The sequence below is a fragment of the Paenibacillus sp. J31R109 genome (assembly GCF_059692055.1).
In genome coordinates, this window is sequence record NZ_JCAUAR010000010.1 from 56904 (window position 1) to 71605 (window position 14702).

Sequence of the window (14702 nt, forward strand, 5' to 3'; positions counted from 1 at the left end):
GCCTCCTGCATTTGTAAAAATAATCAAAATCCGCTTTGCCTATACGATAGAGTTCCCCGTTCAAAATGTAGAAATTCCGATAATTAGCAATTGATAGGTATTATATAATTGTTTCCGAATGTTTGCCAGCCAAATTGGCATTCTTATTAAACTGTGTTAACGTTGAGAAATGATCGAGAATCCTGAGTTCAGAAGGGAATTGACTATGCGCAGGCTGAAATTTAATCGTTCTCTGCTCTTCTTGTGTTGTATTGGACTGCTCCTTTATTTCGGTGTTTCGATGTTGTACGGACTACACGAGGAAGAAGCATCCCCAGCGGATATGCCCACAATCTCCAAACAACAAGCAGCAGAAAGTGCGGCTTCCTTCATTCGCCAGCGATATGAGCTGCATAATCCACAAACTTACGTTGTCTATCAATCTAAGAAAGAACGAAACGGCTATTTTCAAAAAGAAAAATTACTAGAATCTTATACGAAACAATACGGCGAACGGTTCCCTATTGACTATTATCAAGTTAGTGTAAAGGATCCTACAACGAAACGGCAGTTTGAAGTGGATGTGAATTATACAAATTCATCCATCATCGGCTGGCATGAAAATCTAGAAATCAATCCGACAAGACAATCCTCACAGATCAGTAAGACGAAAGCAGATACGCTAGCGAAGGTCGAGCTTCGTCAAATGGGCTTTGATCCAGAGGATTTCAGCCGAATAGACGAAACTAGAAATAATTCGACAGAGGAACAAACAACACTTCACTTCGAAAAACGCACGAATCCAATCGGCGAGGCTAAGCTTCAGGTTCGCGTGGATTTCGATCAGACGAGTCTCACCGGCTTTCAAGTTAACTTCCAACTTCCTGCTTCTCACCTAGATTGGCTTACTAAGCAAGACGATTCCGCTTCACGCATGACGTGGGTATCCATGGGGTTCAGCTTGTTAATGACACTTGCCGCTATCGTTTTTGCCATTATCTATAGAAAACATATCCGATTCAGCAGAGGTTTGCTCCTAACAACCATCTTCTTAGTCATTTATATCATGAATAATGTGAATATGTATCCGGCTTTTCGAGTGATGAGCGGGGATATGAACAGTGATTTTGCTGTACGGTTTACAATCCTATTTATGAGTGCCATCACACTCCTTTTAGGGATTTCGCTCTATCTTTCACTGGTCGCAGGCATCGGCCTTTGGAACTCCATTGGTCAGAATAAATGGCCTAGCTGGAAAGAGAATAGATTTGGCCAAGAGGTATATGACGGAATGGGACGCGGCTATTTGTTAGCTATCTTCGTCCTAGGAGTTCAGCAAGTCTTATTTTATGCAGGCGAAATGAAATTCGATGTATGGTCCGTCAATGATCCGTCGGATTCCGTACTCAATATGCTCGAACCTCGATTATTCCCGTTGATGGCGTGGGTTGCGGCTATTTCGGAGGAGGCCACTTTCCGGTTTCTAGGCATTATTCTTTTTAAGAAGCTATTCCGCAACAACTTCATAGCCATCCTGCTTCCTAGTGTAATCTGGGCAGCTAGTCATACGCAGTATCCGATCTATCCCGTATACACGCGACTCATCGAGGTCACGATCATCGGTATCATTCTCGGTTATGTCTTTTTGAAATATGGGTTCATCACCGCTATATTTGCCCATGCCTGCATGGATAGCATTCTGATGGGCTTGTCCCTCTTCTCGTTAGGTAATGTTGGCGATGTACTTGCTGGCCTTCTGTACCTGATACTCCCCGGACTTGTCGGGGTAGGCTTGGCCTGGTTGCATGAAAAAAGGCGAAAGCCCCCTATTCCTGGGGAGCCGCCGCCTCGCCTTGAAGTGCTTTGATAATTTCACTTGCTAATTTCTCACCAATACCCAGAGGCTTGAAGTCCGTGACTTCGGCCTCTTTTATTTTGCGCACGGAGCCAAAATGCTTCAGCAGCGCCTTGCGGCGCTTCTCCCCGATGCCAGGAATGGCATCGAGTTGTGAGACGACCATCGACTTGGCCCGCGTTTCCCGATGAAACGTGATCGCGAAGCGATGGACTTCATCTTGAATGCGCTGCAACAGATAAAACTCCTGGCTGTCCCGCGGCAGCGGAACAATCTCGGCAGGATCACCGATCATCAGCTGAGCTGTTTTGTGCTTGGCATCCTTCACAAGTCCGCAAATCGGAATATATAAGCCCAATTCATTCTCGAGAACGTCAATTGCGGCGGAGATTTGCCCTTTCCCCCCATCGACAACAATCAAGTCTGGCATCGTGAGATTGTCCTTCAGCACGCGCTCATAGCGTCGTCTGACGACTTCCCGCATCGTTTCATAATCATCCGGTCCAACGACCGTCTTCACTTTATATTTCCGGTATTCCTTGCGATCAGGTTTACCATCAACAAATACAACCATGGCAGAAACAGGGTTCGTCCCTTGGATGTTCGAGTTATCAAAAGCCTCAATGCGGCGAATTGTGCCAATACCGAGCCATTCACCGAGGTTCTCTACAGCTTTGGTCGTACGACGCTCATCGCGCTCCACGAGCTGGAATTTCTCCTTCAGCGCATTCACGGCATTGTCTCTAGCCATATCGACCATTTGCTTCTTCAAGCCGCGCTGCGGAATATGCACCTTGACCTTGAGCCACGATTCCAGCGCTTCGCGAATCTCCTTCTCCTCGCCCTCCGTGCGCCGGACTCCTTCGGCCAATGCCTCTTGCTGCGCTTCCGGCTCCGGCATCGTCGGCAGGAAAATCTCCTTCGGCAACGCCGGGTTATCGGCGTACATCTGCGATACATACGTCATGAAATCGTTGTATTCATCGCCGTAGTAAGGAAAGAGCGATACATGCCGCTCAATGAGCTTGCCCTGGCGCATGTACTGAATATGCACCGCCATCCAGCCTTTGTCGACGGCGTAGCCGAACACATCGCGATCCAGCGCGTCCGCCGTCGTGATCTTCTGCTTCTCCATGAGCGCATCGATGCTCATGATGTGATCGCGCAGCTCCTTCGCGCGCTCGAAGTTCAGTTCTTCCGCTGCCGCCAACATCTTGGTCGTCAGCTCTTCTTTAATGATGTCGTGTCCCCCGTTCAGGAAACGACTGATCTCTTGCACCATCCGCTCATTCGTTTCCGCGGATACCTCTAGTGCGCAAGGCGCGAGACACTGCCCCATGTGATAGTATAGGCATACTTTATCGGGCATGGTCTTGCACTTGCGCAGCGGATACAACCGATCCAGCAGCTTCTTCGTCTGCTGGGCTGCGAAAGCATTCGGATAAGGGCCGAAATACTTCCCCTTATCCTTATACACTCGCCGCGTGACTTCCAGACGCGGCTGCTCTTCATGTGTAATTTTGATATAAGGAAACGTCTTATCATCCTTGAGCAGCACGTTATAACGAGGATGATGTTGCTTAATCAAATTACACTCAAGAATGAGTGCCTCCATGTTAGAGGAGGTAATAATATATTCAAAGTCGCGAATTTCGCTGACTAGCTTTTGCGTCTTGGCACTGTGACTCCCCGTGAAATAGGAGCGCACACGATTTTTCAATACTTTAGCTTTACCTACATAAATAATCGTGCCTTGATGATTCTTCATAATATAGCAGCCCGGCTTATCAGGTAATAAAGATAGCTTGTGCCGGATCGTTTCCAGACTCTGTTCGCGGACGTCAACGTCCTCTTGCTCGAAGTCAGTCATCCTCTAAATCTCCTTCCAGAAAAAATCATCGCGAATGAAAAAAAAAGCTCTTTCTCAGCATAGCAGAAAAAGAGCTTTTTCTCACGAACAATTGTTTCTAGTTTGTAACGATTATTTCTTATTGGTGACGGGAAACAACGTTTTTCAACGCGTCTTTGGATTGGAAACCAACCACTTTGTCAACCGGTTGACCGTCTTTGAAAACGATCAACGTTGGGATACTCATAACGCCAAAGCGAGCTGCGGATTCCGGGTTGTCATCCACGTTTACTTTTGCGATTTTCAAAGATTCAACTTCTTTATCTAGCTCTTCCAATACAGGAGCGATCATTTTACAAGGTCCGCACCAAGGTGCCCAGAAGTCTACAAGTACTGTACCTTCTCCTTCAACTTCTGCTTTAAAACTGTTGTCAGAAACATTCACGATTGCCATGATAGTTCCTCCTTCTAAGAATGAATTTGATTTATAAGGTGAAAAGTAAGATTAAGTTAGTCACTTAACTTGCTTCGCATCACGTCAACATACAAAGTATACCACACTCATAGGCCTTTTCAACCAAGCCATAAGTTAGCAAACCGGGTATCCTTTGGTCTATATGGAGGGTAATTCAACAGGCAGCCCTTGGCGTCGCTGTTCCTCAATATAGGAAATACGATCCTTGAGATTCGCCTGGAGCAGCTGCAGCATCTCCATTTGTTTCTCGATTTCTTGCAGTTTCTCGGTATACAGAGGCAGCAAATCATCACAGAGTGATTCTTGATTCTTCATCACACAGTTCAGAAAGCTCTCAATCTGTTCGGTCGTAAAGCCGAGGCTCAAATAAAATTGAATCGTCTTTACCCGCTCGACAACCATCTGATTGTAGACCCGATACCCATTCTCTTCACGCTGTGTTGCGATCAACCCTTTGGCTTCGTAGTAGCGCAAGGACCGAATGCTTGCCCCGGTAAGCTTGGAAAGCTCACTAATCCGCATAGCCTCACTTCTTTCCTGTTCCTACATGTTGGAGGAATGTCTTTATTGTAAACCATAACACTAATGTCAGAGTCAAGAAGTATTTTGCCCATTCTTCTCGTTATTGCAATTGTTTGCACAATTGTCACTTTGATTAGCTTTACAACTTTCGACGAATTTGGGTATACTAGGCTTACAAATAAGAAAGTCGGACGTTAGGGGGTAACCACATGAGCAATCAACACCCTGAGCATCACGTGTACGAAGAACCACGTAATGATTTCATGGACGTAGGCATTGGCTTTGGCGTATTCTTTGGCGCATTGTTCGTCATTGCAGTCATTGCCACTGTCATCCAAGTGATGAAATAAGAATAGGTAAGAGTTTTCTAATGAAAAGCCGCTTTGCACACTTACTGTGAAGTGGCTTTTTTCCTGCAATTTTGTACGTATCATCGTCTAAAGGGGAATCATTTATCCATGATTAAAGTGCAGTCAGAACGTCAGAAACTCATTACATACATCGGCCTAAAGAATGAGGATTTACAGCTATTAAAAAGCAAAACAGAAGCCTTCCAGCTCATCGTCAATCAGCTTGTTGATGAACTGTACGCCGATATTATTAATTGGCCAGAGCTTAGAGAATTGATTGAGAAACACAGTACACTAGATCGCCTCAAAGAAACGCAACGTTGGTATTTCATGTCCATGACATCTGGCGTGATTGATGATGAATTTATATCCAAACGTCTTTATATCGGTAATGTTCATTCCCGCATCGGTCTCACAACTTCGTGGTATCTAGGCACTTATCTCAAATATGCAGACTTAGCTACTGCGCATTTCAAACGCATTTTACCAGATGATTGGGCCCAAGTGATTTATGCATTAAGCAAAATGTTTAATTTAGATTCCCAACTTGTCCTTGAAGCTTATGAGCATGACGAGAAGCAAAAAATACAAACACTCGCTGATGAACAGCGTCACATGCTGACAACGATCTCCAGCGCGGTTCAAGAGCTCGCGTCTATGATGGTTGAGCTAGGCAGCAGCAGTCAGACCGTTGCAGATACAGCAATTCAAACCGCTGAATCTCAAGATCTTTCCAATACGCGCATTGATGAGCTAAATGACGAAATTAAAGACATTGCCAAGATGGGCTCGGTCATGAAGGAAATTTCCGAGCAAACTCACCTTCTCGGATTGAATGCCGCCATTGAGGCTGCCCATTCCGGCGAATTTGGCCGAGGTTTTGAGGTCGTTGCCAACGAAGTGCGCAAATTGGCTGCTAATTCCAGACAAGCCCTTGATCAAATTCAAGCGAAGCTCAAGCTGATCACTCAGAAGCTGGAGTTGGTTCGAAAAGGCTCCGAGGAAACGACGCACTATGCGCGAACACAAGCTGCAAGCGCACAGGAACTTACCTCGTTTGTCCAAATGATTGAGAAAATTACGGCTGAGCTTGAGAAATTGAAAAAATGAAAATGCGTCAAAGAGGCAGTTTCAGAAGTCGATTCGACTTTTGAGACTGCCTCTTTTCCTTATGATTTCCCGCGTTTATTCGTTCCAGTCACTTCCACCACATCGACGAACGGGCGTATCCGGTCCATAATCCGCTGCCCTTTATACTCTTCATCGCCATCTTTGTTCGTGAAGCTAAAATGCTTCTCTAACCCCGACAACGCATAATTTGAAGTGAAAAAGGTTGGTTTCCGATTCATCCGATGATTCACAATAGCGCCGATTACATGATCTCTTAACCAAGGGTTCAGATTCTCTGCCCCAATATCATCAAATACGAGCAGATCCGTTTCCTTGAGAAGGTCAATTGTCTCCTTCAGTTTATAAGGCTCCTGGAACATTCCCTTCAGGTCCTCAGCGAAGTCAGGCATGTAGACGATGGCTCCCGTCATGCCGACTTTGGCTAGCTGATGCAGCATGTAGCCCATCAAGAACGTTTTCCCCGTACCGAATGAGCCGGATAAATAGAGCCCACGGGTTTGAAGCCCCTCTTCAATGGTCAAGCTCACATAGTCATTGATTTGCATAACCGCTTTGGCTCGATCCAAATCCGTTTCCAAAATATCACCGAAAGAGAAACTTCGCGAAATCATTCGCGGGTCTACGTGAAACGTGCGGATTCGGGAGCTAATCGCATCTTGCTGTCCTTTGGCAATAAACTTCTTGCAGGCTACCTTCTCCTCATGAATAAAAGGCGTCTGCCCCTCCACCGACTCGGCTGTCAGGATTGTATAATGGCCTGTCATATCATTGGGACAGTTCTCCAAACCAGGGCAATTTGAGCACGTTTTGAATTCAGAAACATGCTGATACAACTTGTTCATATTTATTTTAATCGCATAATCGTCCACAAAGGGATACTTCTGACGAAACTTAGCAATCAAAGGGTCTGCCATAACCCCTTGAATTTTCTCTTCTGCTTTTCTCTTCCACTCCGTATCCGGTAAGGACTTGAGTAATTGCGATAAGGATTCCATCATGTTCGGCACCTCCTAACAGTTCCATCGGACTAATCCTCAGATCCACGGCTCGGCTCACATTAGCTTTTACGGTTAAATCGTTCATCCAGCTTCTGCGCCATCCGTCTAGCAGCCTCCAGCTCCTCTGCAGACAGCCTAGTAGACGACGTAGTCCCCGTATCCGGCATCACAATAGGAATATGAGGCTTCTGGGTCTTACCCTGACGACCACGGGTAGCAGAGCCCCCACCAGCTTTGGCAGATTCCACTTTGGAAGCAGCCTTTTGTTTATAATTGATTTTCTCACGGACATACTCAACAGCTTGCTCATAGGAAATAATTTGTTTGCCCAGCATATCAGAGGCAACAGCCTCAATCGAGGATTTGGCCCAAGAGCGACGATCAATGTGCAGGAAGTGAATCAAGACATTGATGACTTCCTCTTTTAATTTATAGTTCAAATCGATTTTCTCGAAAATATTAAGTACGCCATCAGGTATCGAACCCTGTGTGAAAAACATTTTCAACACAGCCGTGTATGGCTCATTTCGCATGATGTAGTTGTATTGATGATCTGTACATTCGCCGCGCAGCTGCTGAGGAACCTCAAGATAAAAAGCCATCTCAACGGACTGCTCTTCCGAAACCTGTGTGTCGTCCTCGGATTTCGTTGTCGTCCGCTCCCGCTCCTCATCCCGCTTCTTACTCTGTCTATAAAACAGATTCGCATTATACTGCATAAGATCCATAACAAGTTCACCTTCTTCGGTGAACACGCCATCTTCGTCCAGCAAGCGACACGTTTCTTGAAGAGATAGATTGTACTTCTTCGCCACAATATTAATTGCTATCATGTGCTCTGGCTTGTGCTTCAGCGCTTCAACGAACACGCGGTTACTCGCGCCACGAGGGAACCTCATGATGATATCCGCATACTTAAAGCCTTTGGTCGTCACGTCCATCCGTGCGTCCCCTTGCTTGCTTGCAGAGGCCTCATACAGTGCTTGCTCCAGCTCATAATCCACGACTTGCGTGTTCAAGCGAAATAGCTCATAAAAAGGTACTGACAAGTTCTCTTCCGTAGCCTCTCTACACTCCTCAGGTTCGGGAGATAGAAGATCTTCTCGCAGGGACAACAGCATGAATTTGCCCACCTTGTCGCGCAGCAACAGGGTTAAATGCTGATTGCGGAAAAACTCATTCGGCCCGAGCGGCGCGAACAGCGTATAGACGAAAACGTAATCCTCTTCTTCCGGAATGAATTTCCGCGTCGTCTGTAGAAGACCAATCGCTTCTAGTTTGGAAGATTGTTCTATTAAGTACTTGCGTCCCCGTTCGCCATGCTCTAGATCAAGCAGCAGAAACAACTTCCGTTGCTGCTCCATCGGTGAGTAACCGACTTTCTCAGCACTCATCTGCTGATAGAGTGCTTGATAGAGACTAATCGCCAAACCGCCTATCATCGGTTGATACATCATCGCTAACATTTTATAGTCCAAACTGCTCAAAGAAAACTCACGGTTCACACAAAACCTGTGATTCTCGGTGAAATGCAGCATATTCGTCATTCTCATCCCGTTACAGCACCATCCTGCCTCAGCTCGACTGAGCGATAGCCCAAATTACTGCTACCCCATGCCTCAGTCTCTCTCTATTAGTCTACCACAAAAATCGACAATCTTGGTATCTACAAGAGAAAAGATAATTTTACCTTTTGGGCAAGAAAAAGATTCCATCGCAATAACTCACTAGCAATGGAATCCTCGCTTGGCATGCTTAATGATAATTTTCAATCCCGTTCTCAGTGTCCTCTTCGGTCCCATACATCTGTGGATGAAGCTTCTGTGCAATGGCTAGATCCAGCTTCCAGCGCTCTTTCTGCTCCTTCTTGTCTAAACTCTCTATCCATAGGTGAATGATATCGTTCATACGTCCAGCGCTTTGGATTGGGACAGGATGCTTCGCACCTTTGATGAAAAAAAGAGAACTATTCGGCAGACCCTCATGAAGAATATGCGCATAAGGGTGGAACCCTCTATCTTTTTGACCATAGATCAATAAGACTGGTTGGTGAATGCTGTGAAGCCGAGTCGTGCAGCTATAGTGAAACGATTGTTCGAAATACGATTTCACATTGGCTGCTGCATCGTGCAACGCATGTTCGTTAAGCTCCTGATAGGTTGTCTGTTTATCGGCATTGCCATACGTAATTGCATTAGTCAAAAGATTCATAACTCGGCTAGGATTCGCCATTCGAATCGCAAGCCATACTCTGATTCTATTGTAGGTGTCTGTCAATTCAGACATACCACTCACAATAATTCCCCCTACAAATCGAGAAGAGTATGCGAGCAGAGCCGCAAGCGCAACCGTTCCTCCGGTTGAATATCCGCACAGAAAGGCTTGCTCGATTCCTAAGAAATCAAGAAGCCCGACGATGTCTTGCGAAATAAGTTCATAACGTAACGGCATCTTTGAAGGAGCACTACCGCCATGCCCTCTAATATCGAAGGTAATCACTCGAAAATAGACGCTTAGTTGCTCTTTCTGATACTTGAACGCTTCGAGTGTTAGTAAAGGAGGGGGAATAAACACAATTGGCGTGCCCATTTCTGGCCCTGTCATCTCATAATGCAGTGATGTTTCATTCACATTCGCCCAAGGCACTGGTCGTGTCTCCTCCGCAATGAAGTTTAAGTAACTCCTCTTAGCGTGACCCGATCGGCCTTCCATTATGACGAATTAGAACATTTTGAACCCGCGAATACGCAGTGCTTTGATGGCCGATCCGCTCAGAATAGCGCCAACTAAACCACCGATCGCTGGAATCACGTCAACGACTGTAAAGCTCTCGTCACTGGATAAGAAAGATGAGGAGCCCATATAGCCATAGATGATAATCCCAATCACCAGCGCAATGAACGCGTATAGCGGAAACCATGTTGTTTTCATAAGCATATTCAGAATAAAGCCGATCCCAAAGAATAACACCATCATTAAGACAGTGGCGATAATCATTTGCAGCACGATAGTTCCCCCTTGTATATGTAAGAAGCTCTTCCTAACATTGGCTTCTGTCGCTCCTATTATTGTAATCGACGAAAAGGTACAGGTAAAGTGTACACAAATTGAACAATTTATACGGGATATTCACCCTTTGTCCATTTGCCCTTTCTCCATGAATTGGATACAATGTAGGGGATATTAGCCCTTGAATGGAGGAAAAACAATGAGTGAAGCCGTACAAACGCTGGAAGGCTGGTATGCGCTCCATGATTTCCGTCTCATGGATTGGAATGCATGGCATGCCGCAACCCCACAAGAACGCAAGCATGCAGCGGACGAGCTGCAATCCTTCTTGTCCCAGTGGCAACAAGTTGAGAACGATAAACTAGGCAGTACTGCCGTTTATAGCATCGTCGGTCAGAAAGCTGATTTTGTTTTCATGCAATTGCGTGAAACGCTGGAAGAATTGAATGAGCTTGAAACAGCTTTTAACAAGTCTAGCTTCGCTGCTTTTACTATACCCGTTTATTCCTATGTTTCCATCGTAGAATTAAGCGCATACCTAGCGAAGCCAGGTGTTGATCCTGCGCAAGATCCTGATATTCAAGCACGCTTGAAGCCGATCCTTCCGAAATCCAAGCATATTTGCTTCTACCCGATGAACAAACGTCGTGAAGGCAATGACAACTGGTACATGGTTCCTGCGGAAGATCGTAAGTCCATGATGCGCAGCCACGGGATGATTGGTCGTACCTATGCAGGTAAAGTCAAACAAATCATTACCGGCTCTGTTGGTTTGGACGATTGGGAATGGGGCGTTACCCTATTCTCCGATGATCCGCTACATTTCAAAAAACTCGTATACGAAATGCGCTTTGATGAAGTTAGTGCGCGCTTTGGCGAGTTCGGTGATTTCTATGTTGGCAATGTTATGCTTCCTGAGAAATTCGCTTCATTCATTCAAATATAAGACAAGTTAAGAGCAAAGGGCTTCTGTCCTTTGCTCTTTTTACATTAATAAAAAAAGCACTGCCCTATGAGGAGCAATGCTTTTTGGCAATCATCTATTCATCGTCGTCGTCACGCAGAGCAGCTTCCAATTCAGCTTCCATTTGTGCTTTACGCGCCAGATAAGCTTCCGTATCGCGGTCACGCTGACGACTTTTCTCTTTTAGACGCTCAATCGCAGGAAGAATGAGGATATCAATCTCCTTTTGGACAACAGCAACATGATCGTACCGTTTCTCAGTCTCTAAGAAGTGACCGACTTCGATCAAGGCATTGTAGCGATCCAGTTCATCCCTTGTAAGAAGTCCTCTTACTTGGACACTACAGTGTCGCATGGAAATCCCCCCGTTAGCATCCTTTGACTAGAAACGTCCTTTACGTATAACAAGTGGAATTCCGCCAATAATGTAAAGGTATCTCATATCGACCACTTTTTTCATCATTGCAGCAACATTCCCTTTCAATTTACGGGAACCAACGATACCAATTGCTTGACCTTTACCAAGGGAAGCGACTGTACCTTTGTTCGAATATTTGAAAGTTTTCATCTGGGATCCACGAATGGAAGCAATCAAGTTATGAGCAACAGCTTCACCTTGCTGCATCGCGATTTGAGCTGTTGGCGGATAAGGTCTGCCTTCATCGTTCATCACGATGGAACAGTCACCTACAACGTAGATGTTATCGAAGCCTGGTGCATGCAAGTGCTCATCGACTTTGATTCTGCCGCGCATCGTTTCGAAGCCAGCTTCATCCAGCATATGGTTACCACGGATACCACCGGTCCATACAACAGTTGCCGCTTTAATAAACTCATCACCAGCAATCAATACGCCTTCTGGTGTACACTCTTTAATCGCCGTACCGATTTTGAAAGTGATGCCTTTGTCTGTAAGAACTTTCATCGCATACTCAACAAGCTCAGGATCAAATCCTGGCAACGCCGTTGGAGCAGCTTCAATATTATAAATCTTCACGAGGGAAGGATCCACGTCGAATTCTTTGCAAAGTAAAGGAATACGATCAGCAAGCTCACCGATAAACTCAATACCAGTAAATCCTGCGCCACCGATAACGAACGTCAAGTAATCTTTGCGATCTGGTTCACGTTTGTACTTCGCGAATTGATACTCGATATGCTCACGAATAAATCGTACACTGTTAATACTGCGAATATTCAAAGCATTTTCTTTCAGACCCGGAATTCCGAATGTTTCCGCTTCACCACCAAGTCCGATTACTAGGTAGTCATAGGAAAGAGTTCCGTCTTCCAGAATTACTTTTTTCTCATGTGGACGAATTTGCGTAACCGTTGATTTCACGAAATCAACTTTAAATTCATCAATCAATTTCAAAATGTTCACGCGTGCATTTTCAGGATTATCTGTCCCTGCAGCTGGCATGTGAAGATGTGTTGTAATGTAGTGATAATCATGCTTGTTTACAAGCGTAACATCAGCTTCGTTGTAATTCAGTTCCTTTTGCAACCGAATTGCAGCAAGGATTCCGCCGTAACCGGCACCTAAAATAACGATTCTTGGTATTCTACTCATGTCTCTCTCACTTCCATATCCGTATTTTGTCCCATGGTCTCTCTATCTTGTGAAAAATTACACAAACAGCTTCAAAAGTAGTATACTGCTACTAGTTTGCACGCTTTCGAAGTGAATTATGATGAAACAGGTGGAGATTCGTCACAACCATGGTAAACCGATTCTCATGATATGATATAATTTTAATAAGTAAATATCAAGTGTCATTTTGCATAAAAAATCTTGTATTATAGGCGTTTAATCGCCCCAATCTATGTAAGCATTTACTTATCATAGCTATAGCAATGGAATATGAAATTCCAACTTATCTGTTTCCTTTACGAAGAAGAGACGTTTAAAATGATCATGATTATCACTTTATTTCATATACTTACTCATATCGGACCAAATCGGAGGTTCTGCTATGAACGTGAGAGAAATAAATCAAGAAATCGTTGACATTGTTGTCATCGGCGGCGGGCCTGCTGGCATGTTTGCTTCCTTCTATGCAGGAATGCGTCAAGCTTCTGTGAAGATTATTGAAAGCATGCCTCAACTAGGTGGTCAGCTTGCTGCCTTGTATCCTGAGAAAAATATTTATGACGTCGCTGGCTTCCCTAAAGTAACGGCCCAAGAACTCGTCAATAATTTGTCTGCACAAATGAAACATTTTGCTATTACCATCTGCTTGGAAGAAAAAGTTCATCAGGTTGTTAAGAAAAAAGAGCGTCTATTCGAAATTACGACTGACAAAGGTGTACATTTGTGCCATGCCGTAATTATTTCAGGTGGCGTTGGGGCATTTGAGCCGCGTCGTCTTGAATTACCGGAAGCTGCTCAATTCGAGAAAAAAAACCTTCATTACTTCGTAAGTGATTTGAATGCATTTGCTGGAAAAAAAGTTGTAATTAGCGGCGGCGGGGATTCCGCAGTTGACTGGGCCTTAATGCTGGAGCCCATTGCCGAGAAAGTAACCTTGATTCATCGCAGAGATAAATTCCGTGCGCACGAGCACAGTGTGGAGAACCTAATTAACTCGAAAGTTCATGTGGTGACACCAACAGAAATCACGAAGCTACACGGAACAGATCGAATTGAGCACATCACACTTAAACATATGAAGTCAGGCGAAGAAAGTATCCACGATGTCGATGCAGTCATCATCAATTTTGGCTTCGTATCCTCTCTCGGACCGATTTCTGAATGGGGTCTTGCCATCGAGAATGGTTCCATCGTGGTTGATTCCCGGATGGAAACGAATATTCCTGGGATCTTCGCTGCTGGCGATATTACGACATACCCAGGAAAATTGAAATTGATTGCTGTTGGCTTCGGTGAAGCTCCTACAGCGATTAATAACGCCAAAGTGTACATTGACCCAAGTGCCAAGCTTTCACCTGGCCACAGCTCGAACATGAAATTGTAATCAGCAAAAATGAAATGGGGTATTCTATACCTAATCTACGGATTAGGAGGAATACCCCTTTGTCATCTATATGTCCAGTTTGTAATGGCTTGCGAGAATTGCAAACCAACTGTCCTATGTGCTCGCAGCGTATGTGTGACCATGGTAAGCTGAGTGACTTGCTCGGTCCTTATTCGCCTTACGAGATGAATAACATTTCTATGACAAACCAAGATGGCGATGATCTAGACGCTTGCCTTCATCTCTTGAATTGTCCCGACTGTCATTCTAGCTTTACCCTACAAATACCTGCTGAGTAAACGTTAATTAAGTGGTGTTTCGTCCTTAACCAATACCGATAACTTTAATTTACGTCTTTGAATTTCCGCGAGCAAAAGTTCAAGAAAATCGGATTCTAATCTCAAATCTAGTGCCTTGTAATAAGAGTCGATCAATGTCTCATCGCTAATTTGTCTCACTGAAATCACCCATATTCTATAATTTAAACTTATAGTATCACGGGGTTTTTGATAGAACAAGCGTTCCGTTATCCACAGATAAGTGTGCATATCCTGTGGGTAAATTGTTAATATGTACCATGAAGGCAAGCAAT

Annotated in this window: 15 protein-coding genes; 5 read left to right on the forward strand and 10 right to left on the reverse strand. The window is 44.7% G+C overall.

Going from position 1 to position 14702, the window contains the following annotated elements:
* The first annotated feature begins 205 nt into the window (after nt 1-205).
* Complete coding sequence (locus tag AC58QT_RS22740; protein ID WP_497411038.1) at nt 206-1846, forward strand: CPBP family intramembrane glutamic endopeptidase; 1641 nt, start codon at nt 206-208, stop codon at nt 1844-1846.
* Here the strand turns inward: AC58QT_RS22740 and uvrC are convergent.
* From uvrC to AC58QT_RS22755, 3 genes are all read right to left on the reverse strand, one after another.
* A complete protein-coding gene (gene uvrC, locus AC58QT_RS22745; protein ID WP_497411039.1) occupies nt 1806-3704 on the reverse strand; it encodes an excinuclease ABC subunit UvrC in 1899 nt (632 codons plus the stop codon). The genes AC58QT_RS22740 and uvrC overlap by 41 nt on opposite strands.
* Before the next feature lie 118 nt (nt 3705-3822).
* Nucleotides 3823-4137: a thioredoxin gene (gene trxA / locus AC58QT_RS22750; protein WP_056613612.1), complete on the reverse strand. Its 315-nt coding sequence runs from the start codon at nt 4135-4137 to the stop codon at nt 3823-3825.
* Nucleotides 4138-4296: 159 nt separating this feature from the next.
* Nucleotides 4297-4680, reverse strand: coding sequence for a MerR family transcriptional regulator (locus AC58QT_RS22755; protein ID WP_310502341.1), 384 nt, complete (start codon nt 4678-4680; stop codon nt 4297-4299).
* Between the two features lie 209 nt (nt 4681-4889).
* Here AC58QT_RS22755 and AC58QT_RS22760 point away from each other — a divergent pair, with 209 nt between their 5' ends.
* Together AC58QT_RS22760 and AC58QT_RS22765 are read left to right on the forward strand one after the other, a co-directional pair.
* Nucleotides 4890-5030: a YqzM family protein gene (locus tag AC58QT_RS22760; protein ID WP_082595384.1), complete on the forward strand. Its 141-nt coding sequence runs from the start codon at nt 4890-4892 to the stop codon at nt 5028-5030.
* A gap of 108 nt (nt 5031-5138) precedes the next feature.
* A complete protein-coding gene (locus tag AC58QT_RS22765) occupies nt 5139-6140 on the forward strand; it encodes a protoglobin domain-containing protein (RefSeq protein WP_497411040.1) in 1002 nt (333 codons plus the stop codon).
* 59 nt (nt 6141-6199) lie between these two features.
* Here AC58QT_RS22765 and dnaI read toward each other — a convergent pair whose 3' ends face one another.
* The 4 genes from dnaI to AC58QT_RS22785 form a co-directional block, all read right to left on the reverse strand.
* Entirely contained in the window at nt 6200-7156 is a 957-nt protein-coding gene (gene dnaI / locus AC58QT_RS22770) for a primosomal protein DnaI (RefSeq protein WP_497411179.1), read from the reverse strand.
* A 62-nt stretch (nt 7157-7218) separates the two neighbouring features.
* Nucleotides 7219-8712, reverse strand: a complete 1494-nt coding sequence (locus AC58QT_RS22775) for a replication initiation and membrane attachment family protein (RefSeq protein ID WP_310502343.1) — start codon at nt 8710-8712, stop codon at nt 7219-7221.
* Between the two features lie 202 nt (nt 8713-8914).
* Complete coding sequence (locus tag AC58QT_RS22780) at nt 8915-9805, reverse strand: alpha/beta fold hydrolase (RefSeq protein ID WP_497411041.1); 891 nt, start codon at nt 9803-9805, stop codon at nt 8915-8917.
* 75 nt (nt 9806-9880) lie between these two features.
* Nucleotides 9881-10165, reverse strand: a complete 285-nt coding sequence (locus tag AC58QT_RS22785) for a YuiB family protein (protein WP_310502345.1) — start codon at nt 10163-10165, stop codon at nt 9881-9883.
* A 202-nt stretch (nt 10166-10367) separates the two neighbouring features.
* On the opposite strand from AC58QT_RS22785, the gene hemQ reads away from it, so the two are divergent.
* The gene (gene hemQ, locus AC58QT_RS22790; protein ID WP_497411042.1) at nt 10368-11114 is read left to right on the forward strand and encodes a hydrogen peroxide-dependent heme synthase; all 747 of its coding nucleotides are present in this window, start codon (nt 10368-10370) and stop codon (nt 11112-11114) included.
* 94 nt (nt 11115-11208) lie between these two features.
* Here hemQ and AC58QT_RS22795 read toward each other — a convergent pair whose 3' ends face one another.
* On the reverse strand, nt 11209-11487 hold the full coding sequence (locus AC58QT_RS22795; protein WP_310502347.1) for a hypothetical protein: 279 nt from the start codon (nt 11485-11487) through the stop codon (nt 11209-11211).
* Between the two features lie 27 nt (nt 11488-11514).
* Nucleotides 11515-12705, reverse strand: coding sequence for an NAD(P)/FAD-dependent oxidoreductase (locus AC58QT_RS22800; protein ID WP_497288031.1), 1191 nt, complete (start codon nt 12703-12705; stop codon nt 11515-11517).
* A gap of 403 nt (nt 12706-13108) precedes the next feature.
* Here AC58QT_RS22800 and AC58QT_RS22805 point away from each other — a divergent pair, with 403 nt between their 5' ends.
* A complete protein-coding gene (locus AC58QT_RS22805) occupies nt 13109-14110 on the forward strand; it encodes an NAD(P)/FAD-dependent oxidoreductase (protein WP_497411043.1) in 1002 nt (333 codons plus the stop codon).
* A gap of 302 nt (nt 14111-14412) precedes the next feature.
* Here AC58QT_RS22805 and AC58QT_RS22810 read toward each other — a convergent pair whose 3' ends face one another.
* A complete protein-coding gene (locus tag AC58QT_RS22810) occupies nt 14413-14658 on the reverse strand; it encodes a sporulation histidine kinase inhibitor Sda (RefSeq protein ID WP_397341975.1) in 246 nt (81 codons plus the stop codon).
* Nucleotides 14659-14702: the final 44 nt, after the last annotated feature.

What these genes read in the sequence shown, in the direction of transcription:
- AC58QT_RS22740 (WP_497411038.1), top strand. Translation starts at nt 206, where the DNA reads ATGCGCAGGCTGAAATTTAATCGTTCTCTGCTCTTCTTGTGTTGTATT.
- uvrC (WP_497411039.1), bottom strand. Translation starts at nt 3,704, where the DNA reads ATGACTGACTTCGAGCAAGAGGACGTTGACGTCCGCGAACAGAGTCTG.
- trxA (WP_056613612.1), bottom strand. Translation starts at nt 4,137, where the DNA reads ATGGCAATCGTGAATGTTTCTGACAACAGTTTTAAAGCAGAAGTTGAA.
- AC58QT_RS22755 (WP_310502341.1), bottom strand. Translation starts at nt 4,680, where the DNA reads ATGCGGATTAGTGAGCTTTCCAAGCTTACCGGGGCAAGCATTCGGTCC.
- AC58QT_RS22760 (WP_082595384.1), top strand. Translation starts at nt 4,890, where the DNA reads ATGAGCAATCAACACCCTGAGCATCACGTGTACGAAGAACCACGTAAT.
- AC58QT_RS22765 (WP_497411040.1), top strand. Translation starts at nt 5,139, where the DNA reads ATGATTAAAGTGCAGTCAGAACGTCAGAAACTCATTACATACATCGGC.
- dnaI (WP_497411179.1), bottom strand. Translation starts at nt 7,156, where the DNA reads ATGGAATCCTTATCGCAATTACTCAAGTCCTTACCGGATACGGAGTGG.
- AC58QT_RS22775 (WP_310502343.1), bottom strand. Translation starts at nt 8,712, where the DNA reads ATGAGAATGACGAATATGCTGCATTTCACCGAGAATCACAGGTTTTGT.
- hemQ (WP_497411042.1), top strand. Translation starts at nt 10,368, where the DNA reads ATGAGTGAAGCCGTACAAACGCTGGAAGGCTGGTATGCGCTCCATGAT.
- AC58QT_RS22795 (WP_310502347.1), bottom strand. Translation starts at nt 11,487, where the DNA reads ATGCGACACTGTAGTGTCCAAGTAAGAGGACTTCTTACAAGGGATGAA.
- AC58QT_RS22800 (WP_497288031.1), bottom strand. Translation starts at nt 12,705, where the DNA reads ATGAGTAGAATACCAAGAATCGTTATTTTAGGTGCCGGTTACGGCGGA.
- AC58QT_RS22805 (WP_497411043.1), top strand. Translation starts at nt 13,109, where the DNA reads ATGAACGTGAGAGAAATAAATCAAGAAATCGTTGACATTGTTGTCATC.
- AC58QT_RS22810 (WP_397341975.1), bottom strand. Translation starts at nt 14,658, where the DNA reads ATGCACACTTATCTGTGGATAACGGAACGCTTGTTCTATCAAAAACCC.